This window comes from Pseudomonas sp. MH9.2 (assembly GCF_034353875.1).
Taxonomy (GTDB): domain Bacteria; phylum Pseudomonadota; class Gammaproteobacteria; order Pseudomonadales; family Pseudomonadaceae; genus Aquipseudomonas.
The window spans coordinates 3,386,339-3,412,401 of sequence record NZ_CP133784.1; the positions used below are offsets into that span (position 1 = coordinate 3,386,339).

The following is a 26,063-nucleotide window of genomic DNA, read 5'->3' on the forward strand; positions in this document are numbered from 1 at the left end:
CAGCCGTTGTTCAATCACTCAACGCTTGTTCAGCACCTGAGCCAGTCGATCACCGCCAAACTGAATCACTGCGACCAGCACCACTAACAAGGCAATCACAGTGAGCATCACCTGGCTGTCGAAGCGCTGATAACCGTAGCGGTAGGCGATGTCACCCAATCCACCTGCGCCGATAGCCCCGGCCATGGCCGACGAGTTGATCATCGTCACCAGTGTAATGGTGAAGCCGCCGACGATACCCGGCAACGCTTCGGGCAGCAGCACATGCCAGATGATGTGCCATCGGCGGCAGCCCATGGCTTGCGCGGCTTCGATCAGGCCATGGTCGACCTCGCGCAGGCTGACTTCAGCGATGCGCGCAAAAAACGGCGTCGCTGCGATGGTCAGCGGCACCACGGCCGCCCAGACGCCGTAGGTGGTGCCGACGATCAGCCGGGTGAACGGAATCAGCGCGACCATCAGGATCAGGAACGGAATCGAGCGGAACAGATTTACGAAGGCGCCCAGCACGCGATTCAGAGTGGGCGCTTCGTAGATTCCGCCTTTGGCGCTGGTGACCAGAATCACTGCCAGCGGAATGCCCAGCAGCAGGGCAATCAATGACGATACCCCGACCATCAAAAACGTATCGATGACACCTTGAAGCAGTCGATCAAACCACATAACCCAATACCTCCGCGCGTTGCGCCAGTGTGCGGGCGCGATTGAGTAATTCGTCCAAGTCATGTGGCGAGTGGGCGACCTCGATCACCAGATGCCCCAGTGCGCGGCCCTGAATGCGCTCAACCCCACCCTGCAACAAGCTGATGCGCCCGCCAAGGGAATTGAACAGCGCGGCCAGGTCCGGCTCTTCGCCGCCAACGCCAGTGAAATGCACGTCCAGTACCACCGCAGCCGTGGGGTGCTGTGGCTCGGGGTTCAAGCGCGCTTGCACATCCTCGGGGAGCCCGTGTTGCAGCGGCGCCAGCAAGGTTTTGCTGACGTCGTGCCGAGGGTTGCCGAACACCTGCCACACAGGGCCGTGCTCGACGATTTGACCGTGTTCAAGCACCACCACCCGGTCGCAGATATCGCGGATGACCGCCATTTCATGGGTGATCAAAATGATGGTCAGGCCCAGCCGTTTATTGATCTCGCGTAGCAGACCGAGAATCGATTGCGTGGTCTCCGGGTCCAGCGCCGAGGTGGCTTCATCGCACAGCAGAATCGCCGGATCATGGACCAGGGCGCGGGCAATCCCCACGCGCTGTTTCTGTCCGCCCGACAGCTGTGCCGGGTAGGCCTTGTGCTTGTCTTGCAAACCGACCAGTTCCAGCAGTTCGGCGACTTTGCGCTGGCGCTGTTCACGAGGCACGCCGGCGACTTTGAGCGGCAGTTCGACGTTCTGCCACACGGTCTTGGCCGACATCAGGTTGAAGTGCTGAAAGATCATCCCGATACGCCGACGCAGCTGCACCAGATGGTCTTCGTCGAACTCGCTGATGTCCACCTGATCGATCAGCACCCGACCGCTGCTCGGGCGCTCCAGGCGGTTGATGGTCCGAATCAATGAAGACTTGCCCGCGCCGCTACGGCCGATGATGCCGAACACCTCACCGCGTTGAATCGCCAGGTCGATGTTCTGCAGTGCATCCACCGGCCCGTGCTGGCTGTCATAGGTTTTGCCCAGGTTGATAAAACGCACATGGGCCCGATTCAAGTCCGGGTGCAGCTCCGAGGGCTGCTCGGCCCTGGGCGATTCATGCTGTAACTGGCGTTGGGCGGTCGCGTTCATGTTCAGCCTTCCCAGCCGGCTTGATAGAGTTTGCCATGGGCTTTATCCAGGGCGGCGCGAACAACGGGCGAGTGCTGGTAGATGTCGACGAACTTGGCCAGACGCGGGTCATTTTTGTTCTCGGGCTTGATCACGAACTGGATCACGTATTCCTTATGATCCAGACCGTCGAACAGCAACGCGGAACCGGCATCGAAGGTTTTCGACAGGCGAATGTAGGCCGGGTAGCCCTGCACCAGATCAGCGTCATCGTAGGCGCGCACCAGTTGCACAGCCTCGACCTGAATCAGTTTGATTTTTTTCGGGTTGGCAACGATGTCTTCTTCGGTGGCCTTGTAGCCGACGCCAGGTTTGAGGGTGATCAGCCCGGCTTTGGCCAGCAGTTGCAGGCCGCGTCCGCTGTTGATCGGGTCGTTGGCGATGGCCACGGTGGCGCCAGTCGGCAGCTCATCGAGGCTTTTGTACTTCTTCGAATACAGCCCGACGTTGTTGATGATCCCGGACGCGTAAGGCACCAGATGGAAGCCCGCTGCGGCATTGGCATTTTCCAGGAACGGGACGTGCTGGAAGTAATTCACGTCGATATCGCCTGCCGCGAGGCTGACGTTCGGGGCGATCCAGTCGCTGAACTCCACCAGCTCTACCTTCAGGCCTTGCTTGCCGGCTTCTGCAACGGCCGCTTCCAGCGGGATGGCAAAGGCGGCGGTAGTGCCGACTTTGAGCGGTTTATCGTCGGCGTGGGCGTTGAGAGTGAAGAGCGCGAGGGCCAGGGTGATTATTGTTTTGGTCATGGCTGAAATCCTGGGAGTAATAAGGGCTGGAGTTGATGTTGTCTGACCGTGCGCAACAGTTGCATTGTTATTTCCCCGCATGTCGATACCCCGTCCCCGCATGCGACGCAGGTAAACGTGGGCCCTCGCGAAACAACTTCTCGCGCAGGGTGCCGCTGTCATAAGCGGTTTTGTAAGAACCACGGCGTTGCAGTTCCGGAATCACCACATCGATGAAATCCGCATAGCTTTCCGGGGTCACGGTGCGGGTCAGGTTGAAGCCGTCGAGACCGGTTTCGGCGATCCAGGATTCCAGTTCGTCAGCCACCTGTTCCGGCGAGCCGACCAGGGTGAAGTAGCGCCCGCCCAGCGCGTGTTGATCGAGCAGTTTGCGGCGGGTCCAATCATTGTTTTTCAGGCTCTTGGTCGCCGACTGGATCGCGTTGCTTTTCACGTACTGGATCGGCTCGTCCAGTGTGTATTCCGCGAAGTCGATCCCGGTAGAGGCCGCAAAATGCGCAACGCCTGCTTCGGCGCTGGCGTATTCCAGATACTCCCGATGCTTGGCGCGGGCCAGTTCCTCGGTGGCGCCGACGATCACATTCAAGCCCATGAACACCTTGATGTCCTCGGGGTTACGCCCGGCGGCTTTGGCGCTGGCGCGAACCTTGTCCACTTGCTCGCGGGTCGCGACCTTGTTTTGTCCGCTGATAAAAACGCACTCGGCATGGCGCCCGGCGAACTGCAAACCGCGATCAGAAGTGCCTGCCTGAAACAACACCGGGGTGCGCTGCGGTGACGGTTCGCAAAGGTGATAACCCTCGACCTGGTAGAACTCGCCTTTGTGCCGAACCTTGTGCACTTTTTCGGGCTGGGCATAGATCCGTTGCTGGCGATCATTGATCACCGCGTCATCTTCCCAGCTGCCTTCCCAGAGTTTGTACAGCACCTCCAGGTATTCATCGGCCTGATCATAACGACGGTCGTGTTCGACCTGTTCGCTCAGGCCAATGGCCTTGGCTGCGCTGTCCAGATAACCGGTAACAATGTTCCAGCCCACGCGGCCACGGCTCAGGTGGTCGAGGGTCGACATGCGTCGGGCAAACAGATACGGCGCTTCATACGTGAGGTTGGCGGTCAGGCCGAACCCCAGATTTTTCGTGACCGCCGCCATGGCCGACAGCAGCATCAGCGGGTCATTGACCGGCAACTGGATCGACTCTTTAAGCGTGACATCCACCGAGTTCTGATACACGTCGTACACACCGGTGATATCGGCGATGAACAAGCCATCGAACAGGCCGCGCTCCAGCAGTTGCGCCAGCTCAGTCCAGTATTCGAGAGTCTTGTACTCGGTGGAGTTGTCCCTGGGATGCGTCCAAAGGCCATGGTTGATATGGCCAATGCAGTTCATGTTGAACGCATTGAGGAGGATTTTTTTCTTCGTCATCAGAGGGTCCCCCGCAGTGGCGGGTTTGTATCATTGAGGTAGTAATTGCCGATGGCGTGATATTTCCAGCGCACCGGGTCGTGCAGGGTGTGCACGCGGGCGTTGCGCCAGTGACGGTCCAGGCCATGCTCGGCCAATGTGGCTTGACTGCCCACCAGCTCGAATAAGGTGCTGCCCGCTGCGAGAGAGATTTCGGTACTGATGGCGCGTGCTTCGGCCACCGCAATGGACGCGGCAGCGACGTTTTCAGCGGTGCTGTCGGCTTGGGCGCGATCAAGAAACTCACCGGCGCGTTCCAGCAGCGCTTCGGCCGCGTGCAGGCGAACGCCGAGCTTGCCGAAGCTATGCAGGGTCAATGGGTCGTCCACGGCTTTTTCGATACCGGAATCAATCCATGGCCGGGTGCGAGTGCGGACGAAGTGCAAGGCGTCCTTATAGGCCGCGCGGGCGATGCCGGTGTCGATGGCCGCATGAAGAATCTGTGCCAGCGGGCCTACGGTAGTTGGGCGTTCGAAGGCGGTTTGAAACGGCACCACGTCATCGGCGCTGACAAACACGTTATCGAACACCACAGAGCCGCTGCCGGTGGTGCGCTGGCCGAAGCCGCTCCAGTCATCGATCACCGTCAGGCCCGCAGCGTCACGCGGGACGAAGGCCAGTTGTTGCACACCTTGTTCGTCCACCACCGAGGTCGGTATGCGCTGCGCATACAAGGCGCCGGTCGCGTAAAACTTGCGGCCGTTGATGCGATAGCCATCACCGTCCTGGGTCAGGCGCGTAGTGCGGTCGTGAGCGGTTCTGGTGCCCAACTCGGCCAGTGCGTTACCGAAGCGTTGCCCGGCTAGTACTTCCGCGTACAGGCGTTTTTGCTGTTGAGCGCTGCCATTCACGCGCAGCACCTCAAGGGCATAGAAATGGTTCTGAGGAATCTGTCCGAGGGACGAGTCAGCCTCGGCGATCAGTTGTGTGACCTTGGCCAGGGTGACGATGGAAACGCCCGCACCGCCGAAAGCTTTTGGCACGCTGATGCCCCACAGACCGGAGCGGGAAAACAGTTCCAGTTCTTCGTGTGGCAAGCGGCGTTCACGGTCACGCAGGGCGCTGTCGCGCTTAAAATGTTCAGCCAGATCGGCGGCCATGTTCAAGGCTTGGGCGTCGCTGTCGATCACTGCTGCCGTTTGCGGCAGGTGAGATATAAGGCTCATACGTTCTCCAGTGCTCTGGTCAGATCCAGGAATGCCGGGCCGGCACTGTGCCGTTCAGGTGGTAAGCGCCGACGGCGTGGTATTTCCAGCGCACCGGGTCGTGGAGCGTGTGAACGCGAGCGTTGCGCCAATGGCGGTCGAGGTTGAACTCGGCCAGAGTGGCGCGACTGCCTGCCAGCTCGAACAGCTTTTCGCTGGCGAGCAGGGAGATTTCAGTGGTCAGGACCTTGGCTTCTGCAACGGCAATCGAGGCGCGAGCGGCAGAGGCTACGTCCACGGGCGCGGCGTTGACCTCATCCAGCACCTGACCCGCTTTGCGCAGTAATGCTTCGGCGGCGTGCAGTTCGAGTTTCAGTTTGCCGATGTCGGCGATCACGTACAGATCGTCGCTGGCCCGTTCGACGTTGGCATCGATCCATGGGCGCGAGCGCTCGCGGACAAAACGAATGCTGTCGTCGATGGCTTCGCGAGCGATCCCGACATCGATGGCCGCCTGGATCAATTGCGACACGGCGCCCTGAATGTTCGGCGTATGCGCCAGGCGCCAGTTCTCGATGATGTGCTCGGCTTCCACCGGCACGTTATTGAGCAGCACCGTACCGCTGGCGGTGGTGCGTTGGCCAAAGCCGGACCAGTCATCGACAATGCGCAAACCCGGTGTGCCACGCGGGACGAATACCAGCACTTGTCGACCGTCATCGTTCAGTGCTTTGACTGCCACCCAATGCGCGAACAGCGCCCCGGTGGAATAGAACTTCTGGCCGTTGAGGACAAACCCGTCGCCCTTGGCGGTGATTCTAGCTTTGATATCCAGGGTGTTTTTGGTGTCGCGTTCAGGCCCGGCATTGCCGATGCGCCAGCCGTTCAGCACGCTTTGAAACACCTGTTTTTTTTGTGTTTCGTTGGCGCTGCCCAACAACGAATTGAGGATGCCCACCTGATTCTGCGGGATCTGCCCCAGCGCAGGGTCAGCAGCGGAAATGATCTTGAACACCTCCGCCAGGGTAACGAATGAAACCTGCGGGCCACCGTATTCACGGGGGATGGAAATGCTCCCCAACCCGCTGCGGGTGAAGTGTTCGATTTGGGCCCACGGCAGTTTGCGCTGACGATCACGCTGTGCCGCCTGCAAGCGCGCGAGCTGCGCCAATTCATGGGCAGCGGCGATGGCTTGGGCGTCGTTACTCAGGACCTTCGCTGGCAATAGCAGCGGGGCGATGTCCAGATCGCTCTGGAGGAGTGTAGCCACGAGATCCGACATCAGCGCCGCTCCGTGGCGGTACGCAATGCCCTGGCGATCTGCACGGGGGTGATTGTGAAAGTGACCATTCCAAACCTCACATCGACATAAGCCGCGTCTCTGCGGCGAAAACAAACTGACGGTGGTCCGGTGGTCCGGTCTATATACCCTAAGCGTGTATAAAAATTAAATAAACTTACTTTTTGGAATAAGCATAGACGGGAGAGTTGCAGGTCGTGATTTAAAGCTCTGTGGTGTATTTAATCAGCGACGCCACTGACGTTAAGTGCGCGTGGTGGCGCCCAGCGCGACGTGTTGCCCACCCGGTCGATAATGCAGTAAGTCACTTCCAGCTGATGGTCTTCGCCGCCTTCCAGAATCAATGCCGGCGGAATATTCAATGTAATAGGCTTGCCCACATCGCTGGCATCGATGGCTGGCAGATCCATGCGTACATCCCCCCAGCGCAGGGTGATTTCATCTTTGGCGGCCATGTTTTGGTACGCTTCAATGGTCAGCTCAACACCCTGTCGTCGCTGTTTTGCGGTGAGCCCGTGGCGCAGCAGAGTGTCGGGTACAGCCAAGGGCGCGAGGCTCTGGTTTTCTTCGGGGCTCAACGGGTTGGGGTGACCACCAGGGCAATCGAGTTTTACCCATACATCTATGCTCGCGGAGAGCGACGGCGTACTGCCGATCTTTTGGATCTGGTACCAGATTTTGACCTTGCCGCTCTGTAAAAAACTTTCCGGGACACGCAGTGCCAGGGTCTCGCCGATATCTGCGGTCGTCAGCAGCTTTGATGCAACGTAACGGCCACCCCAGAACAGTTCGATCAGGTCGCCCTCGTCCATGGCCGCATAAGGCTTGATAGTGACCCGCAGATGCGCGGCGGCACTCACGCCAATACCGTGCTTGTTTGCTTGGGGCAAATAAGGGGCATGCAGTTTGATCTGATGGGACGTTTGGGTCGCACAAGCCATGTTGAATACTCCTCGTGATCAGCGGCTAACACGCGGCGCCGCGGATACCTCTATGAATGGATATCAATGAATCGTGATAGCCAGCTAAGAGAGGATGGGAACGAGTGTCAAGGCAGTGCGAGCGTGAAACGCGAGCTTCGGATGGAATCAGACAGTTCCTACATTTGTACGGCTTGTGGGTTACTTGGGTCTCAGTACTGCGTCCTACTCAGCAACCCCAAGAAATGTCAGGCGCGAAAAAAAACAGCGCCGGGTGAGCGCTGTTTTTTGTTATCTGCAGGGTTGATCAGTGCCTGCTTCGTTCCAGAAACTGGCGAGTCCGCTCTTCCTTAGGGTTGGCAAACAGCGCCTTGGCGTCGCCTTGTTCAACGATCACGCCCTTGTCGATAAAGATCACCCGGTTGGCGACATCCCGGGCAAAACTCATCTCGTGAGTCACGATGACCATGGTGCGTTTCTCTTCCGCCAGGGCGCGGATGGTCGTCAATACTTCACCCACCAACTCCGGGTCCAGCGCTGAGGTGGGCTCATCGAACAGAATGACCTCGGGCTCCATGGCCAAGGCGCGGGCAATCGCTACCCGCTGTTGCTGGCCGCCGGACAGTCGCCGTGGGTACGCGTCTTCCTTGCCGGCCAGGCCGACCTTGGCCAGCAGCTTACGCGCCAGCGCCTCGGCTTGCGGGCGGGGCATTTTTTTTACCACCAGCGGGCCTTCCATCACGTTTTCCAGCGCGGTGCGATGGGGGAACAGGTTGAAGTTCTGAAAGACGAAACCCACGTGCTGGCGCAGTTGTCGAATCAAGCCTTGCTGCTGACTCAGCGGGCGACTGCCATCGATCTCGATGTCACCGACGATGATCTTGCCGCTGGTGGGTTCTTCGAGAAAATTGAGGCAACGCAACAGGGTGGTTTTACCGGAACCGCTGGGTCCGATGATGGCCACAACCTCGCCAGCTTCGACGGTCAAATCGATGCCGTTGAGTACCGTCTGCCCTTTGAATTTCTTGGTCAGTTTTTCAACCACGATCATGCTTCAAGACTCCTGATCATGTCGGTTGACCCTCGCTTCCAGGCGGTGCTGCAGGTGCGCGAGCAGGCTGGCAAGGATCCAGTAGATCAGTGCGGCGGCAAGGTACATGGTGAAAATTTCGAAGGTCCGCGCAGTGATCAACTGTGCCTGACGGAACAGCTCGGGCACCTGAATGGTTGCCGCCAACGCGGTGTCCTTGACCAGTGAAATGAAGCTGTTGCCCAGCGGCGGCAAAGCGGTTCTCGCGGCTTGCGGAAGAATCGCCCGGCGCATGGTTTGCGCACGGGTCATGCCGATGCTGGCCGCAGCTTCCCATTGTCCGCGATCCACTGCGCCAATGGCTGAACGCAGAATTTCGCAGGCATAAGCGCCCATGTTCAGGGAAAAACCGATCAGCGCTGCGGGCAGCGGGTCCAGTTCTATCCCCAGTTGTGGCAGGCCGTAATAGATCATGAACAACTGGACGAGCAAGGGTGTGCCGCGAAAGAACGACACATATACCCGTGCAATTCCGCTCAGCAGCTTGAGGTGCGATAAACGCATCAATGCCAGGCCGAAGCCCAGCAGCAAGCCGAAGAACATCCCGCCCAGACTGAGGATGACCGTGAAATATGCGCCCTTAAGCAGAAAGGGCGCGGAGTCCAGCGCTAGCTTCAGACTCTCTTCAATCATTGGGTCACGTCAGAGCCAAAGTACTTCTGCGACAACTTGGCGAGGGTCCCGTCGGCACGCAGTTTGTCGATGGCTTTGTTGATGGCGGCGACCAACTCGGGCTCGCCTTTGCGTATCGCGATACCGGATTCCTGGCGGGAAAACGGCGCGCCGGACACGGCTAGCTTGTCATTGGTTTTTTTGACCATTTCGAATGCGGCCAGACGGTCAACGAGGATCGCGTCAGTGCGGCCGGCGATCAGGTCCTGGAATTTGGTAGGGTCATCGTCATAGGTTTTGACGATGGCTTTAGGCACGTTTTCCTTGAGCCATTGTTCGTAGTTGGTGCCCAGGCCGACGCCGACTTTTTTGTCTGCAAGGGAGTCAGGTGTCGGGAACTTGCCTGCGTCCTTCTTCTGGGTCAGCGCTTGAATCCCGGAGATTGTGTAGGGCTCGGAAAAGTCGTACTTCTTCTTGCGCTCTTCGGAGATGGTCACCTGATTGATCACGACATCAAGGCGTTTGGATTCCAGCGCCGCGAGGATGCCATCCCATTTGGTCGGTTGCAGTTTGGCTTTCACCCCCAGCTCTTTGGCCAGGGCTTGGGAGAACTCGACTTCAAAGCCGTTGAGGTCGCCTTTCTCGTCCACGAAGCTGAACGGCGGATACGTGCCTTCAAGGCCGACATTGATCGTGCCGCTGTCCTTGATTTTTTGCAGCTGGTCCCCGGCGACGGCTTGCCCGATCAGGCTGGAGCCGAGCACAAGGCTCAATGTGGAAAGAAGAAATGTCCGGCGGATGGCAGCAATGTTCATGACGAGCCCCTTATGGTGTTTTGAGCGACAGGCAAGAATCAGACCCAATGAACGCTACTGCGGCCTTGAAACTTAATCCAGTTATTTCAGGCGACTTTATTCCCTTAGTGAGCCTTCACAGGGCGTGGCTAATCCTGCACGCCGTGTGACTATAGGGGCTGCTGCATATGAATTAAAATAATTAAAAATAATTTATATATTTCTAATTGGAATATGGAGGCTGGCTGGAAAATCAGCCCGAAAAGGCGCCGGGATAAGCGAACAAGGCCGGCGCGCCGCCCGTGTGCAGGAAGATGATCGGACCCTCATTGAAGCGCTGGCGACCGATGCCGTCGAGCAGCCCAGACATGGCTTTGCCGGTGTACACAGGATCGAGCAACAGGCCTTCCTGGCTGGCGACCAGCTTGATTGTGGCCAGGGTGCCCGCGTTGGGTGCGCCGTAACCGGGTGCGAAATATTCATCCCACAGGTCGATCTTGAAGCTGCTCGGCAGATTGATGCCCAGTAACTCTGCAGTTCTCTGTGCCAGTCCTTCGACTTTCGGCCGCTGGGCTTCTTCGCTACGTGACACGGTAACGCCCACCACAGGCAACCGGGGCAACGCTTCGCTGAGTCCCAAGGCCAGGCCGCTTTGCGTGCCCGCACTGCCAGACGCGAGGACCACGGCGGCAAATGTCAGCCCGGTCTGCTCGATTTGTTCGGCCAACTCCAGCCCTGCGCGCACATACCCCAGCGCGCCCAACGCGTTGGAGCCACCAATCGGCACCGAATAAGGCTTTTTGCCGCCAGCCCGCAGACGGGCGGCGAGGGCATGCAGTTGCTCATCGGCGTTATCCAGGTTCTCGACCAGCTCGACCTTGGCGTCGAACAGGTCCAGTAACAGGCGGTTGCCATTGCTCAAGTAGCTGGTGTCGGTGCTGGCGATGGGGTTTTCCAGCAGCGCGACGCAACCCAGGCCCAGACGTGCAGCCAGCGCGGCCGTCTGGCGCACGTGGTTGGACTGGATTCCTCCGGCGGTAATCAACGTGTCGGCACCTTGGGCCAACGCGTCGGCAGCCAGGTATTCGAGCTTGCGCACCTTGTTGCCGCCCAGTGCCAGTGTGGTGGTGTCATCGCGTTTGACATAAATATCCCGGCCGGTCCAGGCAGACAGACGCTCCAGTTTTTCCAGTGGAGTGGGGGCGCCGAGCAATTTCAGGCGGTTAAAACGAGCGAGCTGTTGTTTGATCATGGTGGTCAATTGGCCGGGAAGTGAGTCGATGGACTATAGGCAACCGACTGAGCCCTGTGCAACATTTGCAGGAATGAACGGTGTTCGGCAAAGGCCCTACGGAAATTGTTAATTTTTCGTCGCAAAAGTTTGCCGTAGAGTGGGAGCATCAGCGGCCGTTATCGTGCGACCGTGAACGTGGCTCTTTTACCTTGAATGCAGAAGGAGTGGTGAGCGTGAGCGATATTCCAGAGGCATCGGCCGACAGCCGTACCGATAACTGGCAGTTGCAGCAAATCGTCAACCAATTGCGTGCGGCGCGTGATGACTGGCGCACGCGTAATGGGCGTGTGAGTGGTGAGCATGGCGGTCGTGAGCTGCCTTCACGAGCGGCCATGCGCGACATTCTCGAAGCACTGTGTGGGGCGTTGTTCCCGATGCGCCTGGGGCCGGTGGACTTGCGCGAAGAGAGCGAGGACTTCTACGTCGGCCATACCCTCGACGTGTCCCTCAATGCGTTGTTGGCGCAGGCTCGCCTGGAACTGCGCTATGTGGCGCGTCAACATGGCAAGAACGTCGCCGCTGCCGACACGCACGCGGTGCAGCTGATTCAGGATTTCGCCAGCGCCTTGCCGGTGATTCGCCGTTTGCTGGACACCGACGTGCTGGCGGCCTACCACGGCGACCCGGCTGCGCGCAGCGTCGACGAAGTGTTGCTGTGCTATCCGGGCATTCTGGCGGTCATTCATCACCGCTTGGCGCACCACCTGTACCGCGCCGGCCTGCCGTTGCTGGCACGGATCAGTTCGGAGATTGCACACTCGGCCACCGGCATCGACATCCACCCCGGCGCGCAGATTGGCCAGAGCTTCTTTATCGATCACGGGACAGGTGTGGTCATCGGTGAAACCGCGATCATCGGCGAACGTGTGCGCATCTATCAGGCTGTGACTCTGGGCGCGAAACGCTTCCCGGCGGACGAAGACGGTCAATTGCAAAAAGGCCACGCCCGTCATCCGATAGTCGAAGACGACGTGGTGATCTATGCCGGTGCGACCATTCTTGGGCGCATCACCATCGGCGAAGGTTCGACCATTGGCGGCAACGTCTGGCTGACCCGCAGCGTACCGGCTGGCTGCAACCTGACCCAGGCTAACCTGTTGCAGCAGGATGATGGGTGTCAGAAGTAGGGCGCTGAGTCGCCTGACACCTCATTCTCATGAATGAATTCGCTCCCACAGAGATTGCTTTTCTGTGGGAACGATTAGTGCTCTCCATGCGTCACACCTCCATACCAAGCGAGCGACAACCCGCCTGCGATTAGTCCTCGCGGGGCCATTTATGTTTAACTTGACCGTTCGTTCAAGTTAAATTCGGTGGTTCGCTGCCCGCTCACAACAGGAGGCTTACCCCTTGAGTTCGTTTTTCCCGGTTACTTCCCTCTTCCATGAGGCGCAGTCCCTATGAGTGCGCCTACCCCGCAGGTCAGCAGCCAAGTTCGGATGAATCCGCCGGTTTTTTATTTTGCGGCGGGTTTCATTTTGCTGTTCGGGCTGCTGGTGATTGTCTTTCCGCAACGCTCCGGCGAGTGGTTACTGGCGGCGCAAAACTGGGCGGCCAACACGGTCGGCTGGTATTACATGCTGGCGATGACCCTGTATCTGGTCTTCGTGGTGGTCACCGCCTTGTCTGGCTACGGCAAGATCAAGCTCGGTGCCGACCACGACGAACCCGAGTTCAGTTATTTGTCCTGGGCCGGCATGTTGTTCGCTGCCGGGATCAGCATCACCCTGTTCTTTTTCTGCGTTTCCGAGCCGCTCACCCACATGCTGCAACCGCCACAGGGCGAGGGCGGTACCACCGAGTCGGCGCGACAGGCCATGCAGCTGCTGTTTCTGCATTGGGGTTTGCATGGTTGGGGTGTGTTCGCGTTTGTCGGCATGGCGTTGGCGTATTTCGCCTATCGGCATAACCTGCCGCTGGCCTTGCGCTCGGCGTTGTACCCGCTGATCGGCAAGCGCATCAACGGTCCTATTGGCTATGCGGTGGATGGTTTCGGCATCATCGCCACGGTGTTCGGGCTGGGCGCCGACATGGGCTTTGGCGTACTGCACCTTAATTCAGGCCTCGACTATCTGTTCGGTATGCCACATACCCAATGGATTCAGGTGGGGTTGATCACCCTGATGATGGGGGCGGCGATTCTGGTGGCCATCGCGGGCGTGGACAAGGGCGTGCGCGTCATGTCCGACATCAACATGTTGTTGGCCTGCGCGCTGCTGCTGTTCGTGTTGTTCGCCGGTCCCACCCAGCATCTGCTGAACACGCTGGTGCAGAACATCGGTGATTACCTGGGCGCGCTGCCCACCAAGAGTTTCGATGTTTACGCCTACGATAAAACCGGCGACTGGCTGGGCAGCTGGACCGTGTTTTATTGGGCATGGTGGATCGCGTGGTCGCCCTTTGTCGGGCTGTTTATTGCGCGTATTTCCCGTGGCCGCACCATCCGTGAGTTCGTCTGCGGCGTGCTCTTGATTCCGCTGGGTTTCACCTTGGCCTGGATGTCGATTTTTGGTAACAGCGCCATTGACCAGGTACTCAATCACGGGATGGTCGCGCTCGGGCAGTCAGCCATCGACGACCCTTCGATGACCCTCTACCTGCTGCTGGAAAACTACCCGTGGAGCAAAACTGTCATTGCCGTGACGGTGTTCATCAGCTTTGTGTTCTTTGTCACCTCGGCGGATTCTGGCACCGTGGTGCTGTCGACCCTGTCCGCGCGTGGCGGGAGTGCAGACGAGGATGGACCGAAATGGCTGCGGGTGTTCTGGGGCGTAGCGACTGCCCTGATCACCAGCGGGTTGTTGTTTGCTGGCAGTATCGATTCGCTGAAATCGGCGGTGGTGCTGACGTCGTTGCCGTTCTCGCTGATTCTGTTGCTGATGATGTGGGGGCTGCACAAGGCTTTCTATCTGGAGTCGCAGCGGCAAATCGCCCAGCTGCATTCGCTGGCGCCGGTGTCCGGCTCGCGCCTTGGGCGTGGCGGGTGGCGACAGCGCTTGACCCAGGCTGTGCACTTCCCGTCACGCGACGAGGTCTATCGTTTCCTTGAGCAGACGGTGCGTCCGGCCATCGAAGAGGTCACGGCGGTGTTCGTCGAGAAGGGCCTGAAGGTGGTGACCCAGCCCGATCCGAGCAACGACAGCGTCAGCCTGGAAGTCGGCCACGGCGACGAGCGTCCGTTCATCTATCACGTGATGATGCGCGGTTATTTCACGCCGACCTTTGCTCGCGCCGGCATGGGTTCGAAAGGCATGAACAATCGGCGTTACTACCGCGCCGAAGTTCACTTGAGTGAAGGCAGTCAGGATTACGATCTGGTCGGCTACACCAGGGAGCAGGTGATCAACGACATCCTTGACCAATACGAGCGGCACTTGCAGTTCCTGCATTTGGTGCGCTGATGCAAAAAAAAGCGCCTGAATGCCCCGATGATCGGGCTTCAGGCCAGCCCGCCGTTGGCGCGCAAAATCTGCCCGTTGACCCAGCCGGCATCCGGGCCGACGAGGAAGGAGACGACGTTGGCGATGTCTTCTGGCTGACCCAGGCGTTGCAACGGTGGCATCTTGGCGAACTGCTGGATCTGCTCTTCGCTTTTACCGTGCAGGAACAACTCAGTCGCAACGGGCCCAGGCGCGACGGCGTTGACGGTGATGTTGCGGCCGCGCAGTTCTTTGGCAAACACATGGGTGAAGGATTCGACGGCCGCCTTGGTGGCGTTGTAGATCGCGTAACCCGGCAGGTTCAGTGCCAGGGCGGTGCTGGAGAAATTGACGATACGACCGTCGTCATTCATCCGCGTAGCGGCTTCCCGCAGGGTGTTGAAGGTGCCACGCGTGTTGATCCCGAAGGTCTGTTCGAACAACTCGTCGCTGGTGTCGGCCAAGGGGGAGGGATTCATCACGCCTGCGTTATTGATCAGCACGTCGACACGGCCCAGTTGCTGTTCGGTCACGTCGAACAGAGTGCGCACGTCGGCCGCGTTCGATACGTCAGCCTTGATGGCAACAGCCTGGCCGCCGTTGGCGACGATCCGGGCGACCAAGGTGTCGGCTTCGGCAGCACTGTTGGCGTAGTTGACGGCGATGGCGAAACCGTCGGCAGCCAGACGCTTGGCGATTTCAGCGCCAATGCCGCGTGATGCGCCGGTAACGATAGCGACTTTGCGCGCGCGGGTGTGAGTGGCCTGATTCTGGGTAGTAGGGATCATGCTGCACCTCCTGACTGAATGTGTTTGTAGATTCACATGTTTATTCAGGGCGATAAATGGCCGTAAATTGCCTTTACTGTTCAATAAATCTCAACAATACAGTGCAGTACGGGGGCGTCTTGATTAGTCGGACTATTGGGGTGGGGCGCTTACGGGTATGCTCGGTCAGCTCGCCTGACCCCGTTGCAGCAATCGGTGTATTAAAAAAAGCAGGAACTGCGAGCTACGTTCAGGGGTCGCACCCATGCACCTTTAACGAGAGAGGATTCGATGACTTATATCGCTGCCGAAAACCGTTATGAATCCATTCCGTACCGCCGCGTCGGCCGTAGCGGCCTGGTTTTACCGGCCTTGTCCCTTGGGCTGTGGCACAACTTCGGCGACAGCACGCCGATGGACACTCAGCGTTCACTGCTGCGTACCGCCTTCGATCTGGGCATCAACCACTTCGATTTGGCCAACAACTATGGCCCGCCCTATGGCAGCGCCGAGATCAACTTCGGTCGTCTGCTGCGCGAAGACTTCAAGCATTACCGAGATGAGCTGATCATCTCCAGCAAAGCCGGTTGGGACATGTGGCCGGGGCCTTATGGTCAGGGCGGCGGCTCGCGCAAATACGTGCTGGCCAGCCTCGATCAGAGCTTGCAGCGCATGGGCCTCGATTACGTCGATATCTTTTATTCGCACCGTTTCGACCCGCTGACCCCGCTGGAAGAAACCGCCAGCGCCCTGGCCACCGCCGTGCAGCAAGGCAAGGCCCTGTACATCGGCATCTCGTCTTATTCCGGGTCGAAAACCCGCGAAATGGCGGCGTTGCTCAACGAATGGAAAGTGCCGCTGCTGATTCATCAACCGGCTTACAACCTGCTCAACCGCTGGGTCGAAAAAGACCTGTTGGACGCCACCGAAGAACTCGGCGCAGGAGTGATCGCCTTTACGGCACTGGCGCAAGGTTTGTTGACCGACAAATACCTGAATGGCGTGCCGAAGGATTCGCGGGTCAATCGCCCGGGCGGTGGGTCATTGCAGGCGTCGCACCTGTCCGAGAGCAACATCGCTCACGTGCGTGCCCTCAATGAAATCGCCCAGCGTCGTGGCCAGAGCCTGGCGCAAATGGCGCTGGCCTGGACCCTGCGTGATCCACGCGTGACCTCGGCGTTGATCGGCGCCAGTCACCCAGAGCAAATCATCGAAAACGTCGGGGCCTTGAAAAACCTGTCGTTCAGCAGCGAAGAGCTGGCCGAAATCGACCGCTTCGCAGTTGAAGGCGGGATCAATCTTTGGGAAAAACCGTCGACTGATCAGTAATTGACAGCGCTACTATAGGAGTCTGTGCCTGACGCATATTTTTAACTGTGGGAGACTTTACGACCAGGTTTGCCAAGGACGGCGCTCCACGATAAGGTTTCAGGACTTGTTGGGGTTTCACCAAGAGGTGTTGGCTTGTTTCTATCTTCGCTCTTACACGATGCATTCTTTATCGGCGCTTTGGTGGAAGGGGTGGGGCGAGGTCTCCCACGGTCTGTACTGTCTCATCAGTCAGAAGCGAACTGTTCGTCCCACCACCCCTTCAAGTCCTACCATACAAGCGAATGAATTCGCTCCCACATGGGTCCTTTAGTACACCAAATCTGTGGGAGCTGGCTTGCCTGCGAAGGGTTTGATGCGCTTTGTCAGACAGGCCGCTATAACGCAATCTCTGGTCTCTCACGCTCAAACGGGTAATACACCGGCCCGAGTTTCGCTCGCCACGCCACGGCCATGAACCTTGGCACCTCACTTCTCGGATTTGCGGGTAATTGCCCTGGATTGATCGGTGGCGTCCATTTAACGGTAAAGAATGGCGTGCTGCTGATCAGGCTCATGAGCGCCCCCTCTGCATGATAATCGGATCGGTCGAGGTTTCTGGTGTCACAGGCTGCACGCGCGGAATGTGCGGCGGCCGTTTCGTGTCAGGGCCGAATGTGGGGTCTGGCGGCACCGCATTATGGTATTCCGGAAATCGATCCTGAAAATCTATGGCAGCTTGAATGATCATCGCTTCGTTGAAGCGTGTTCCCCAGAATGCTGCAGTGATCGGCAATTGCGCGGGTAGACCGGTCCGCCCATATCCTATGGGAAATGTCAGCATGGGCCAACCTTGTAAGTTAGGCACGTCGTAGTGTGAACGTTGGTTCGGCAGCCTTTCGCTGCCATCAAAGCGCCTGCCGATGTGAGCACCCAATGGCATGACCAGCATAAAGTCCACGGCGTAATCATCAAGCGCCTGTTGGAGAAGCGCTTGCTCTCGTCGGCGCCGTTCCTCAGCTTCCGTTCTCATGGCAGAGGTGATGTAGCTCGCAGAGGTATTGGTCGCGGGGTGGTAATGCCCAAGTAACTCGGTCCGGTACTCGGCTGGCAGGTCCTGCGCAAATTCCGCAACCGACTGCCAGTGTCGACAGTCGAGTCCGTTACTCCAGAAAACTGCTTTGAATGGCGTGATGGGTTCTAGGTCCGGCAGTAACCCTAACTCGTGAGAGTGGGTGAAAGGTGCATTGTCGGGAATCTGTAGATCCAGGCCCGGGAATTCAACGACAGTGGCACCCAGGTCCCGTAGTTGCCCCTTAAAGCGATCGAACGCTAGCTTGTAGTCGGGGTCGTAGGTGTCGGCGGGAGGAACGGAGATGGAGTTCATCCAGTCCGTTTGAGGCACCCCAATGGTCAGCCCGCGCAGAGGCAAAAGGCCCTCTCTGGCGGTCGTTGGCAGCAGGTTTGGCGGGATCGGTGCCGACAGGGTATGGGGATCGTTGAGCTGATCGATCCCCGAGATGAGTGACAAAATCAGTGAGGCATCGCGAACCGACCGGCACATCGGACCTATCACATCAAGGCCGTTACTTGCGGGCATCAGACCGGCTACGGATACCAGCCCAAGAGATGGTTTGATCGCGCTGGCTCCGTTGCACGCTGCGGGGATGATCATCGAGCCGCCGGTTTCCTCGCCCAGCGACGCCGCGCAAAGGCGGGCCACTGGCGCGACCCCTGAGCCTTGGCTGGATCCGCCGGGTGCTCGCGCCGGGTCCCAGGCATTTCCAGCAAAAGTCCCCGTTGTATCGCCCGAGTAAGCCGAACACGTATTGTGCCCGACCAACACCGCACCTTGTGCCCGAAGCTTGGTCACACAGGTAGCATCCTGAAGCGCAATATTGCTGCTGAATGCCGCAGTGCCGTTTGTACTCTTTCGGTCTTGTATGCCGATTGAATCTTTCACTCCCATCGCAATACCACACAGTGGTGGTGCCGGGCCGCGTTCGTCGTTGGGATTGCTTAGCCATTCATCGGCCAGTCTGGCTTGTTCCTGGGCCTCTATCAGATCGATGCGCACGAAGGCGTTGTAGCCGCCGTTTTCATCATAGGTTTCGAAGGTGCCGTTGAATTGGCTGATTCTATTCAGGTAGGCGAGGAGCACTTGTTCTGCGGTCAACTTATTCGGATTGCCCTCGCGGAACAACGCAGACATTTCGACGACTTCATAGTCGACGATTCGGTCGCGTTTTTTGATTGAGGAACCACGGGGGAGCGCTGCGAGAAGGCGGGCATTGAGTGCCTGCTCTTCGGGGGTAAATGCAAAAGTCGGTTTTTCCATGACGGCTATCTCCTTGATGACCTCAGGATCGAGGTCATTTTTGGAGCTAACCAGTGAAAGACAGATCTGTAAACCCTGTCAGAAATGACAGGTCATGGCAGCCGAATAGTCTGCGTAGGGGCAAACAATCGCATTTCCCTGTGCAGACAGGTCTTCCCGTGAGCGATCTGGAATCAACCAAAGCGCAAAAAGATCTTAGGCGTCGTCGCCTTCGTCTTCGTCGCCGTCGATTTTCATCCCCAATTCCTTGATCTTGCGCGTCAAGGTATTGCGGCCCCAGCCCAGCAACACGGCGGCATCGCGGCGGCGGCCAGCGGTGTGCTTGAGGGCGGTTTCGATCATGATCCGCTCGAACGTCGGAACCGCACTGTCGAGCAGACTGGACTGCCCGCGTGCCAGCGCCTGATCGGCCCATTGGCGCAGCGCATGTTCCCAGTTGGTAACCGGTGCGGCGTCATGCGGCAGGCTAAGCAGTTCTGGTGGCAGGTCGCTGATGTGCACCTCGCGACCTGAGGCCATGACGGTGATCCAGCGGCAGGTGTTTTCCAGCTGACGGACGTTGCCCGGCCATGGCAGGTGCTTGAGGTATTCCTCGGTTTCGGCTTTGAGCAGTTTCGGCTCGACCGACAACTCTTGCGCGGCACGGGCGAGGAAGTGCTTGGCCAGGGTCGGAATGTCTTCGCGACGGTCGGACATCCGTGGAATGTGGATGCGAATCACGTTGAGGCGGTGGAACAAGTCCTCACGGAATTTACCCGCTTGCACCAGGGTTTCCAGATTCTGGTGAGTCGCGGCAATGATGCGTACATCGACCTTGACCGGGGTATGCCCACCGACACGGTAGAACTCGCCATCAGCCAGTACCCGCAGCAAGCGCGTCTGGGTATCTGCCGGCATATCGCCGATTTCATCAAGGAACAGGGTGCCGCCGTCCGCTTGTTCGAAACGGCCGCGACGCAGGTTGGCCGCGCCGGTAAAGGCGCCTTTTTCGTGGCCGAACAGCTCGGACTCCATCAAGTCCTTAGGAATCGCTGCCATGTTCAATGCAATGAACGGCGATGCGGCTCGGGGGCTGTGGCGGTGCAACGCATGGGCGACCAGTTCTTTACCGGTGCCGGACTCGCCGTTGATCAGTACGGTGATGTTGGAATGGCTCAGGCGCCCGATGGCGCGAAACACTTCCTGCATCGCCGGGGCTTCGCCGATGATTTCCGGGGTGCGGGTCAGGGCTGGCACGACCTGCATGCCGTGTTGTTCCTGGGCATGCTGATTGGCGCGTTTGACCAGCGATACGGCCTCATCGACATCAAACGGCTTGGGCAGGTATTCGAACGCACCGCCTTGATATGACGCCACTGCACTGTCGAGATCTGAATGCGCGGTCATGATGATGACCGGCAAGCGCGGATGCAGTTCGCGGATCCGGGCCAACAACTCCAGGCCACTGGCGCCCGGCATGCGAATGTCGGAAATGATCACATCAGGCTGCTGGCGGGCCAGGCGACTCATCACCCCGTCGGCGCTGTCGAAGCTTTGGGTGGTCATGCCTTCTTGTTGCAGGGCTTTTTCCAACACCCAGCGGATAGAACGGTCGTCATCGACGATCCATACAGTTTCACTACGGCTCATGTCGACGCGGCTCCTTGTTCTAGCGGCAGGAAGATCGAGAAGGTGGTGTGGCCAGGATGGCTGTCACACTCGATCAGTCCCTGATGCTGACTGATGATGTTCTGGGTAATCGCGAGGCCGAGCCCGGTGCCATCCGGTCGGCCGCTGACCATGGGGTAAAAAATGGTTTCCTGAAGCTCGGCCGGAACGCCCGGACCGTTGTCGATGATTTCAATCTTGCACACCAGACGGTGGCGGACGTGGCCGATGGTGAACTGGCGCAAGGCGCGGGTACGCATGCTGATCCGGCCCAGACGCAACTCGTTCTGACTGCTGATGGCCTGCATGGCGTTGCGCACGATATTGAGGACGGCCTGGATCATTTGCTCGCGGTCGATCAACACGTCTGGAATGCTCGGGTCGTAATCGCGCACCAAGGTGATGCAGCCTTGGCTTTCGGCGTCGACCAGGCTGCACACGCGCTCGAGCACTTCGTGCACGTTGGTCATTGCCAGCGAAGGCAGCTTGTTGGAACCCAGCATGCGGTCGACCAGATTACGCAGGCGGTCGGCCTCTTCGATGATGACGTTGGTGTAATCCTTGAGGCTCTCTTCAGGCAGCTCCCGGGCCAGCAGTTGGGCGGCACCGCGAATCCCGCCGAGCGGGTTCTTGATTTCGTGGGCCAGGCCGCGCACCAGCATTTTGGTGGTTTCCTGCTTGGACAGCTGAGCCTCTTCCTTGGTAATCCGCAGCAAGCGATCACGTGGGTGGACCTCCAGCAGGAGCAGGGTTTCGCCTCCGCTGAGGATCGGGGTGACGGCGTAGTCGACGGTCAAGGTCTGCCCGGTCAACGCGGTGAGCATCGCTTCGCGCTTAGTGAACGGGTGAGCCTGTTCGACAGCCTGACGCAGCGAGCTCAGTGCTTCAGCCGATTCGGTGAACAGCTCGCTGATGAATTGTCCATGGCTGCGTTGGCCGCTGATGGCCAGCAGCATTTCCGCTGCTGGATTCATGTACTCAAGACGCAGGTTCGAGTTGAGTAAAATGGTGGCAGTGGTCAGGTTGTCGAGTAAAAGCCGGTGCAGCGCGTCACTGATAGTCATTACTTGTCGTTGACCTCTTTTGGCACATTGCAACCCCAGGCGGGCCCGGATCGCAGGCGCTGGTTGGTCTTCGCCAGCATGGGTTTAGCCGCTGATACGGTACTGATAGTACGAATCTGCAAAAACCAAACCAAGGCTCCGAAAAGAAGCGCCAAACCCGCAAAATCGGGCTTTTTTCGGACATTGGGTCGTTAGAGGCTGCTCTCCGCCAGGATTTTCGAACCAAAATGGGTGGCTTCGTCGATCACGCTGCAAGCTATCGCACCAATATAGTGCCTGACGCTGTTGAGTGGTCAGAAGAAAGGCAGGAGGCTGCTTTTTTTCTCCGCAGGCTTATCGGCAAGGGCGCATTCGGGGCGTACACCGTAATCCGCTTCCTTGCACGGCTGCGCCAGACGTTTTTGCGCCAGGGTGATGCGCAACATATGGAAGGGCTGGTTGGGTGTTCGCTCTACGATGCGATCCGTTTCATCCATAATCTCGACGGCCAGCTGGTGTGTCCCGCGATCAATGTTGATCAGTGGGAACACCGGACTGCGACCTGCTTGCCCGTAGGGTTGGCCGTCGACCAGCAAGCGATACGTGTGACCGTTCTGCAGGGCCGGGTCATTGCTGACGCTGACGATCAGTTTCCCCGTCATGCTGCGCACCGTTGCATCCGGTTCGGGCACCAGGATCCGCAGGAGTTGGTAGCGGAATATGGGCGCGGGTTTTGTGGGGGCGTGGGCCTTCTGCACGACGTGCTTGCGTGGCTGGGAGCTCATATTGCTGGGCGGGATCTCGACGCGATGCGCGTTGCCAGGGTGCGCCTGGTCAGTGAACACCCGGTTGCCTTGCGGATCGACGTAGGTATAGACGTCGGCAACCGCTGGTAATGCGAACAAAATCAGGCATAGCAGCAACAGGCTGCGCACGGGGTTTGATCGGGAAGGCATCTTAAGGTTTACCGAGATGGACGCGCTGCACGCTGATCGTGACGGTCGGGCTTTGCTGGATGATCTGTTGGTCGTTTATCACGCGGACCGCGAGGCTGTGCTCCCCCCGGTCAAGGTTCACTACCTGGAGCCTCGGGACGTTGCTGGGTTGTCCGTAAGCGTTACCGTCGAGCACCAGTTGCAAGAGATGCCCGGGTTGCAGGCGTGGTTGCAGCTGGACGCCAATCGTGAATGTTCCGTTGTTGGCGCGCAGCGCTTCATCGGTCGGCAGGTCACTCAGCGTCAGCACGCCATAGGCGTCGGATGACTGACCCTGATTGGCGCTGGAGGGCGCGTTGTTTTGCTGAGCGGCAGGCTTCTTGGTATCGACACTGTTCAGTGGCGGCAACTGCACGGTTTCGCTTGGTGTGCCGTTGGGTGGTTGATTGCTGTAGGCGGGATTGCCATTGGCGTCGGTGTATTTATAAATCTGCGCCGCAGCGGGCAAGGCGATCGACAGCAGCAGAAATATAAGGCTTCGATGCATGGAATCGTCCAATGGCAATAGCGCGGGTTTTAGTTGGTAGGCTCTACCGATATCGGCATACCGGGGGTGCCAGCATAGAACACAATGAGTTCGGTGGGGCTATTGCCACTGAGGCCGCGGTGAACAATGTTATTCATTTCAGGTAAAACCTGTCCGGCTGTCAATGTTACGGTTTTATCGCTATCCCGTGCCTGAACGATCAACTCGCCCGAGACTACATAACCGGCCGCCGGCATTGGGTGGGAATGCCAATCGAAGCTGCTGCCGGGTGCCATGGTTACTTTTCGAACAGTCAGTTCTGGCTGTCCTTGTGGGTATGCAACATAGGGCGTGCCGTCCCAGGACGATGAGCTCTGCAAAAGGATCTTTGAATCAATGGCTGGCTTCATCTGGGCGTTGGCCGTACCGATGAGAGTCAAGAGGCTTAGGGAGAGCAGGGCTTGTTTGATCATATTCAACTTCCTCGGTCTGCCAGGGCGAAACGCCCTGAGCGCAGCCGAGTAAACGTCATGATCAGGGGCACAAACCAGCCTTCAAGAATTGCAGAAAATGTCGGAAATACGAAGTCATGTAATGGAGGCTCAGCGTCGTATTTTCATGCTAAAGCGGGTTCTCCAGACCTGAGGGGCTAGCTGTTAGCAATCTTGTCAGCGGGGCTGCTGGGTGATGATACAAAGCTCCCCGACTGCACGTCCCAGTGCGATGTCATGGATGGCGTCGTTTGCCTGAAGCTGTCGTTGCTGGTTCAGCCAGGTCGGGCATTGTGGATCGTGCCGGTAGGGCGTGAAGGCTGCGAAGTTTTGCAGCAATCGAATTTGCAGTCGGTCGAGCTGTGGGCGGACTTGATTGACCAGGTCCGGTCTCGCTGTATTCGGCGCCTTGCCTGCCGCGTGCCAATTGGCCAGTAGCGTGTACTGCACCAGCTTGTTCGCCTCGATTTGCGCCGCCAGGAATTGACTGACTTCTTCGGGATTGAGCTTGTAGGCCGGGGCCAGCTTTGCCGCGTTGGCGATGACCTGTTGTTCGCGCAGGCTGTCCTGGATCGGTTTTCCGCTGTCCCATTTGGTGAGTGCGACCTGATCGGCGATGCTCAAGCGTTCACTGACGGTCTGGATCAAGGGCGCCAGCGAGTCGGGTGGTTGAGAGGGTGTGGGCGTATTGGCGCAGGCGCTTATGCTGACTATGGCCGCACATAGAAGAGACAAATGCGGCAGTCGATGTGAATTCGACATGGGTAGACCTCTGGCTGATTCGGCGACCTGATAAAGCCAGAGAGTTAACGCCACAGGTTGTGCTCAAAGCCAGAAACCAATTGTTAAAAAATATCAGGCATAAAAAAGGCCCCCCGAAGGAGGCCTCTATTACGTCGATGCGGCTGACGTAACTGGATTAGCAGCTGTAGTACAGCTCGTATTCCAGTGGGTGTACGAAGGTGCGTACTTTGATTTCTTCTTCGCTTTTCAGAGCGATGTAAGCGTCGATGAAGTCATCGCTGAATACGCCGCCTTTGGTCAGGAACGCACGACCTTTGTCCAGCTCTTCCAGGGCTTCTTTCAAGCTGCCGCAAACTTGTGGGATCTCTTTCGCCTCTTCAGGCGGCAGGTCGTACAGGTTTTTGTCAGCAGCGTCGCCTGGGTGGATTTTGTTCTGGATGCCGTCCAGGCCAGCCATCAACAGTGCAGCGAAGCCCAGGTACGGGTTAGCTGCTGGATCCGGGAAGCGAGCTTCGATACGGCGAGCTTTAGGGCTGGACACGTAAGGAATACGGATCGACGCGGAACGGTTGCGAGCCGAGTAGGCGAGCATTACCGGTGCTTCGAAACCTGGGACCAGACGCTTGTAGGAGTTGGTCGACGGGTTGGTGAAGCCGTTCAGTGCTTTACCGTGCTTGATGATGCCGCCGATGAAGAACAGGGCGGTATCGGACAGGCCGGCATAGCCTTCGCCTGCGAAGGTGTTCTTGCCATCTTTGGAGATGGACATGTGTACGTGCATACCTGAACCGTTGTCGCCATACAGAGGCTTAGGCATGAAGGTAGCGGTACGGCCGTAGGCATCGGCTACGTTGTGTACGCAGTATTTCAGGGTCTGAACTTCATCAGCCTTGGCAACCAGGGTGTTGAATTTCACGCCGATTTCGTTCTGACCGGCAGTCGCCACTTCGTGGTGGTGAACTTCGATGACCAGGCCCATTTCTTCCATGGCATTACACATGGAGGTACGGATTTCGTGGTCGTGGTCGAACGGTGGAACCGGGAAGTAGCCGCCTTTGATACCTGGACGGTGGCCACGGTTGCCGCCTTCCACGTCCTGGTCGGACATCCAGGAGCCTTGTTCGGAGAAGATCTTGAACATGGAACCGGAGATGTCGGACTTGAACTTCACTTCGTCGAAGATGAAGAATTCTGGTTCCGGGCCAACGAAAACAGTGTCGCCGATACCCGTGGACTTCAGGTATTCCTCAGCGCGACGGGCAATGGCGCGTGGGTCGCGGTCATAGCCTTGCATGGTCGAAGGTTCGATGATGTCGCAAACCAGGATGATGGTTGGCTCTTCGGTGAACGGGTCGAGCACGGCAGTGCTGTCGTCAGGCATAAGGATCATGTCGGACGCTTCGATGCCTTTCCAGCCCGCAATGGAGGAACCGTCGAACATTTTGCCGATTTCAAAGAAATCTTCATCCAGCGCATCGCGAGCCGGCATGGTCACGTGGTGCTGAGTGCCTTTGGTATCAGTGAAGCGCAGATCAATCCATTTAACGTCATGATCTTTGATGAGTTGAACCGACTTCGACATGGTGTCCTCCGGGTGGCTTCGGGCCACTTTAGTGGTTTGGCCCTTAGAATTGGGTGATGCCGGCGCGAATACTCT

The 26,063-nt window shown here is 58.2% G+C and carries 23 protein-coding genes; 3 read left to right on the forward strand and 20 right to left on the reverse strand.

Features of this window, described 5'->3' with window-relative positions; all coding sequences use genetic code 11:
* Positions 1 to 18: 18 nt before the first annotated feature.
* The 11 genes from RHM55_RS15845 to RHM55_RS15895 form a co-directional block, all read right to left on the reverse strand.
* On the reverse strand, positions 19 to 663 hold the full coding sequence (locus RHM55_RS15845) for a methionine ABC transporter permease (RefSeq protein WP_322177273.1): 645 nt from the start codon (positions 661 to 663) through the stop codon (positions 19 to 21).
* Positions 653 to 1,774, reverse strand: coding sequence for a methionine ABC transporter ATP-binding protein (locus RHM55_RS15850; protein WP_322177274.1), 1,122 nt, complete (start codon positions 1,772 to 1,774; stop codon positions 653 to 655). Before RHM55_RS15850 ends, RHM55_RS15845 begins: the two co-directional genes overlap by 11 nt.
* Before the next feature lie 2 nt (positions 1,775 to 1,776).
* Positions 1,777 to 2,565, reverse strand: a complete 789-nt coding sequence (locus tag RHM55_RS15855) for a MetQ/NlpA family ABC transporter substrate-binding protein (RefSeq protein ID WP_416151983.1) — start codon at positions 2,563 to 2,565, stop codon at positions 1,777 to 1,779.
* Positions 2,566 to 2,632: 67 nt separating this feature from the next.
* Positions 2,633 to 3,994: an LLM class flavin-dependent oxidoreductase gene (locus tag RHM55_RS15860; RefSeq protein WP_322177275.1), complete on the reverse strand. Its 1,362-nt coding sequence runs from the start codon at positions 3,992 to 3,994 to the stop codon at positions 2,633 to 2,635.
* Positions 3,994 to 5,199 carry an SfnB family sulfur acquisition oxidoreductase gene (locus RHM55_RS15865; RefSeq protein WP_322177276.1) on the reverse strand — a complete coding sequence of 402 codons (1,206 nt, stop codon included), beginning with the start codon at positions 5,197 to 5,199 and terminating at the stop codon, positions 3,994 to 3,996. The genes RHM55_RS15860 and RHM55_RS15865 overlap by 1 nt, the downstream gene beginning before the upstream one ends.
* 19 nt (positions 5,200 to 5,218) lie before the next feature.
* Complete coding sequence (locus RHM55_RS15870) at positions 5,219 to 6,460, reverse strand: SfnB family sulfur acquisition oxidoreductase (RefSeq protein ID WP_322177277.1); 1,242 nt, start codon at positions 6,458 to 6,460, stop codon at positions 5,219 to 5,221.
* 239 nt (positions 6,461 to 6,699) lie between these two features.
* Positions 6,700 to 7,419, reverse strand: coding sequence for a hypothetical protein (locus RHM55_RS15875; RefSeq protein WP_322177278.1), 720 nt, complete (start codon positions 7,417 to 7,419; stop codon positions 6,700 to 6,702).
* Between the two features lie 286 nt (positions 7,420 to 7,705).
* Positions 7,706 to 8,449, reverse strand: coding sequence for an L-cystine ABC transporter ATP-binding protein TcyN (tcyN, locus tag RHM55_RS15880; protein ID WP_322177279.1), 744 nt, complete (start codon positions 8,447 to 8,449; stop codon positions 7,706 to 7,708).
* 3 nt (positions 8,450 to 8,452) lie between these two features.
* A complete protein-coding gene (tcyL, locus tag RHM55_RS15885; protein ID WP_219063783.1) occupies positions 8,453 to 9,118 on the reverse strand; it encodes a cystine ABC transporter permease in 666 nt (221 codons plus the stop codon).
* On the reverse strand, positions 9,118 to 9,915 hold the full coding sequence (gene tcyJ, locus RHM55_RS15890) for a cystine ABC transporter substrate-binding protein (RefSeq protein WP_219063744.1): 798 nt from the start codon (positions 9,913 to 9,915) through the stop codon (positions 9,118 to 9,120). Before tcyJ ends, tcyL begins: the two co-directional genes overlap by 1 nt.
* Before the next feature lie 232 nt (positions 9,916 to 10,147).
* Complete coding sequence (locus RHM55_RS15895) at positions 10,148 to 11,146, reverse strand: D-cysteine desulfhydrase (RefSeq protein WP_322177280.1); 999 nt, start codon at positions 11,144 to 11,146, stop codon at positions 10,148 to 10,150.
* Positions 11,147 to 11,361: 215 nt separating this feature from the next.
* On the opposite strand from RHM55_RS15895, the gene epsC reads away from it, so the two are divergent.
* The gene (gene epsC, locus RHM55_RS15900) at positions 11,362 to 12,315 is read left to right on the forward strand and encodes a serine O-acetyltransferase EpsC (protein WP_322177281.1); all 954 of its coding nucleotides are present in this window, start codon (positions 11,362 to 11,364) and stop codon (positions 12,313 to 12,315) included.
* Positions 12,316 to 12,627: 312 nt separating this feature from the next.
* Positions 12,628 to 14,589 (forward strand): choline transporter BetT, encoded by a 1,962-nt coding sequence (gene betT / locus RHM55_RS15905; protein ID WP_322182974.1) that lies wholly within the window; start codon positions 12,628 to 12,630, stop codon positions 14,587 to 14,589.
* A gap of 38 nt (positions 14,590 to 14,627) precedes the next feature.
* Here the strand turns inward: betT and RHM55_RS15910 are convergent, their stop codons facing one another.
* Positions 14,628 to 15,395: an SDR family oxidoreductase gene (locus tag RHM55_RS15910; RefSeq protein WP_322177282.1), complete on the reverse strand. Its 768-nt coding sequence runs from the start codon at positions 15,393 to 15,395 to the stop codon at positions 14,628 to 14,630.
* A gap of 270 nt (positions 15,396 to 15,665) precedes the next feature.
* Here RHM55_RS15910 and mgrA point away from each other — a divergent pair, with 270 nt between their 5' ends.
* Positions 15,666 to 16,703: an L-glyceraldehyde 3-phosphate reductase gene (gene mgrA / locus RHM55_RS15915; protein WP_322177283.1), complete on the forward strand. Its 1,038-nt coding sequence runs from the start codon at positions 15,666 to 15,668 to the stop codon at positions 16,701 to 16,703.
* A gap of 553 nt (positions 16,704 to 17,256) precedes the next feature.
* On the opposite strand, the gene RHM55_RS15920 is transcribed toward mgrA, so the two are convergent.
* The 8 genes from RHM55_RS15920 to glnA form a co-directional block, all read right to left on the reverse strand.
* Entirely contained in the window at positions 17,257 to 19,020 is a 1,764-nt protein-coding gene (locus RHM55_RS15920) for an amidase (RefSeq protein ID WP_322177284.1), read from the reverse strand.
* Between the two features lie 195 nt (positions 19,021 to 19,215).
* Complete coding sequence (gene ntrC, locus RHM55_RS15925; protein WP_322177285.1) at positions 19,216 to 20,649, reverse strand: nitrogen regulation protein NR(I); 1,434 nt, start codon at positions 20,647 to 20,649, stop codon at positions 19,216 to 19,218.
* Positions 20,646 to 21,731: a nitrogen regulation protein NR(II) gene (gene glnL, locus RHM55_RS15930; RefSeq protein WP_322177286.1), complete on the reverse strand. Its 1,086-nt coding sequence runs from the start codon at positions 21,729 to 21,731 to the stop codon at positions 20,646 to 20,648. The genes ntrC and glnL overlap by 4 nt, the downstream gene beginning before the upstream one ends.
* A gap of 293 nt (positions 21,732 to 22,024) precedes the next feature.
* Positions 22,025 to 22,645, reverse strand: a complete 621-nt coding sequence (locus RHM55_RS15935; RefSeq protein ID WP_322182976.1) for a DUF4124 domain-containing protein — start codon at positions 22,643 to 22,645, stop codon at positions 22,025 to 22,027.
* Between the two features lie 22 nt (positions 22,646 to 22,667).
* A complete protein-coding gene (locus RHM55_RS15940; protein WP_322177287.1) occupies positions 22,668 to 23,192 on the reverse strand; it encodes a DUF4124 domain-containing protein in 525 nt (174 codons plus the stop codon).
* Positions 23,193 to 23,221: 29 nt separating this feature from the next.
* The gene (locus tag RHM55_RS15945) at positions 23,222 to 23,644 is read right to left on the reverse strand and encodes a cupin domain-containing protein (protein ID WP_322177288.1); all 423 of its coding nucleotides are present in this window, start codon (positions 23,642 to 23,644) and stop codon (positions 23,222 to 23,224) included.
* 195 nt (positions 23,645 to 23,839) lie between these two features.
* Entirely contained in the window at positions 23,840 to 24,424 is a 585-nt protein-coding gene (locus RHM55_RS15950; RefSeq protein ID WP_322177289.1) for a chorismate mutase, read from the reverse strand.
* A 157-nt stretch (positions 24,425 to 24,581) separates the two neighbouring features.
* On the reverse strand, positions 24,582 to 25,988 hold the full coding sequence (gene glnA, locus RHM55_RS15955) for a glutamate--ammonia ligase (protein ID WP_322177290.1): 1,407 nt from the start codon (positions 25,986 to 25,988) through the stop codon (positions 24,582 to 24,584).
* Between the last annotated feature and the right edge of the window lie 75 nt (positions 25,989 to 26,063).

Bases quoted from the DNA above. Each gene is read 5' to 3' on its own strand.
- RHM55_RS15950 (WP_322177289.1), bottom strand. From the start codon at position 24,424: ATGTCGAATTCACATCGACTGCCGCATTTGTCTCTTCTATGTGCGGCC.
- RHM55_RS15855 (WP_416151983.1), bottom strand. From the start codon at position 2,565: ATGACCAAAACAATAATCACCCTGGCCCTCGCGCTCTTCACTCTCAAC.
- RHM55_RS15910 (WP_322177282.1), bottom strand. From the start codon at position 15,395: ATGATCCCTACTACCCAGAATCAGGCCACTCACACCCGCGCGCGCAAA.
- RHM55_RS15875 (WP_322177278.1), bottom strand. From the start codon at position 7,419: ATGGCTTGTGCGACCCAAACGTCCCATCAGATCAAACTGCATGCCCCT.
- glnA (WP_322177290.1), bottom strand. From the start codon at position 25,988: ATGTCGAAGTCGGTTCAACTCATCAAAGATCATGACGTTAAATGGATT.
- RHM55_RS15845 (WP_322177273.1), bottom strand. From the start codon at position 663: ATGTGGTTTGATCGACTGCTTCAAGGTGTCATCGATACGTTTTTGATG.
- RHM55_RS15860 (WP_322177275.1), bottom strand. From the start codon at position 3,994: ATGACGAAGAAAAAAATCCTCCTCAATGCGTTCAACATGAACTGCATT.
- RHM55_RS15865 (WP_322177276.1), bottom strand. From the start codon at position 5,199: ATGAGCCTTATATCTCACCTGCCGCAAACGGCAGCAGTGATCGACAGC.
- RHM55_RS15940 (WP_322177287.1), bottom strand. From the start codon at position 23,192: ATGCATCGAAGCCTTATATTTCTGCTGCTGTCGATCGCCTTGCCCGCT.
- tcyJ (WP_219063744.1), bottom strand. From the start codon at position 9,915: ATGAACATTGCTGCCATCCGCCGGACATTTCTTCTTTCCACATTGAGC.
- glnL (WP_322177286.1), bottom strand. From the start codon at position 21,731: ATGACTATCAGTGACGCGCTGCACCGGCTTTTACTCGACAACCTGACC.
- RHM55_RS15945 (WP_322177288.1), bottom strand. From the start codon at position 23,644: ATGATCAAACAAGCCCTGCTCTCCCTAAGCCTCTTGACTCTCATCGGT.
- RHM55_RS15870 (WP_322177277.1), bottom strand. From the start codon at position 6,460: ATGTCGGATCTCGTGGCTACACTCCTCCAGAGCGATCTGGACATCGCC.
- RHM55_RS15920 (WP_322177284.1), bottom strand. From the start codon at position 19,020: ATGGAAAAACCGACTTTTGCATTTACCCCCGAAGAGCAGGCACTCAAT.
- betT (WP_322182974.1), top strand. From the start codon at position 12,628: ATGAATCCGCCGGTTTTTTATTTTGCGGCGGGTTTCATTTTGCTGTTC.
- mgrA (WP_322177283.1), top strand. From the start codon at position 15,666: ATGACTTATATCGCTGCCGAAAACCGTTATGAATCCATTCCGTACCGC.
- RHM55_RS15895 (WP_322177280.1), bottom strand. From the start codon at position 11,146: ATGATCAAACAACAGCTCGCTCGTTTTAACCGCCTGAAATTGCTCGGC.
- tcyN (WP_322177279.1), bottom strand. From the start codon at position 8,449: ATGATCGTGGTTGAAAAACTGACCAAGAAATTCAAAGGGCAGACGGTA.
- RHM55_RS15850 (WP_322177274.1), bottom strand. From the start codon at position 1,774: ATGAACGCGACCGCCCAACGCCAGTTACAGCATGAATCGCCCAGGGCC.
- ntrC (WP_322177285.1), bottom strand. From the start codon at position 20,649: ATGAGCCGTAGTGAAACTGTATGGATCGTCGATGACGACCGTTCTATC.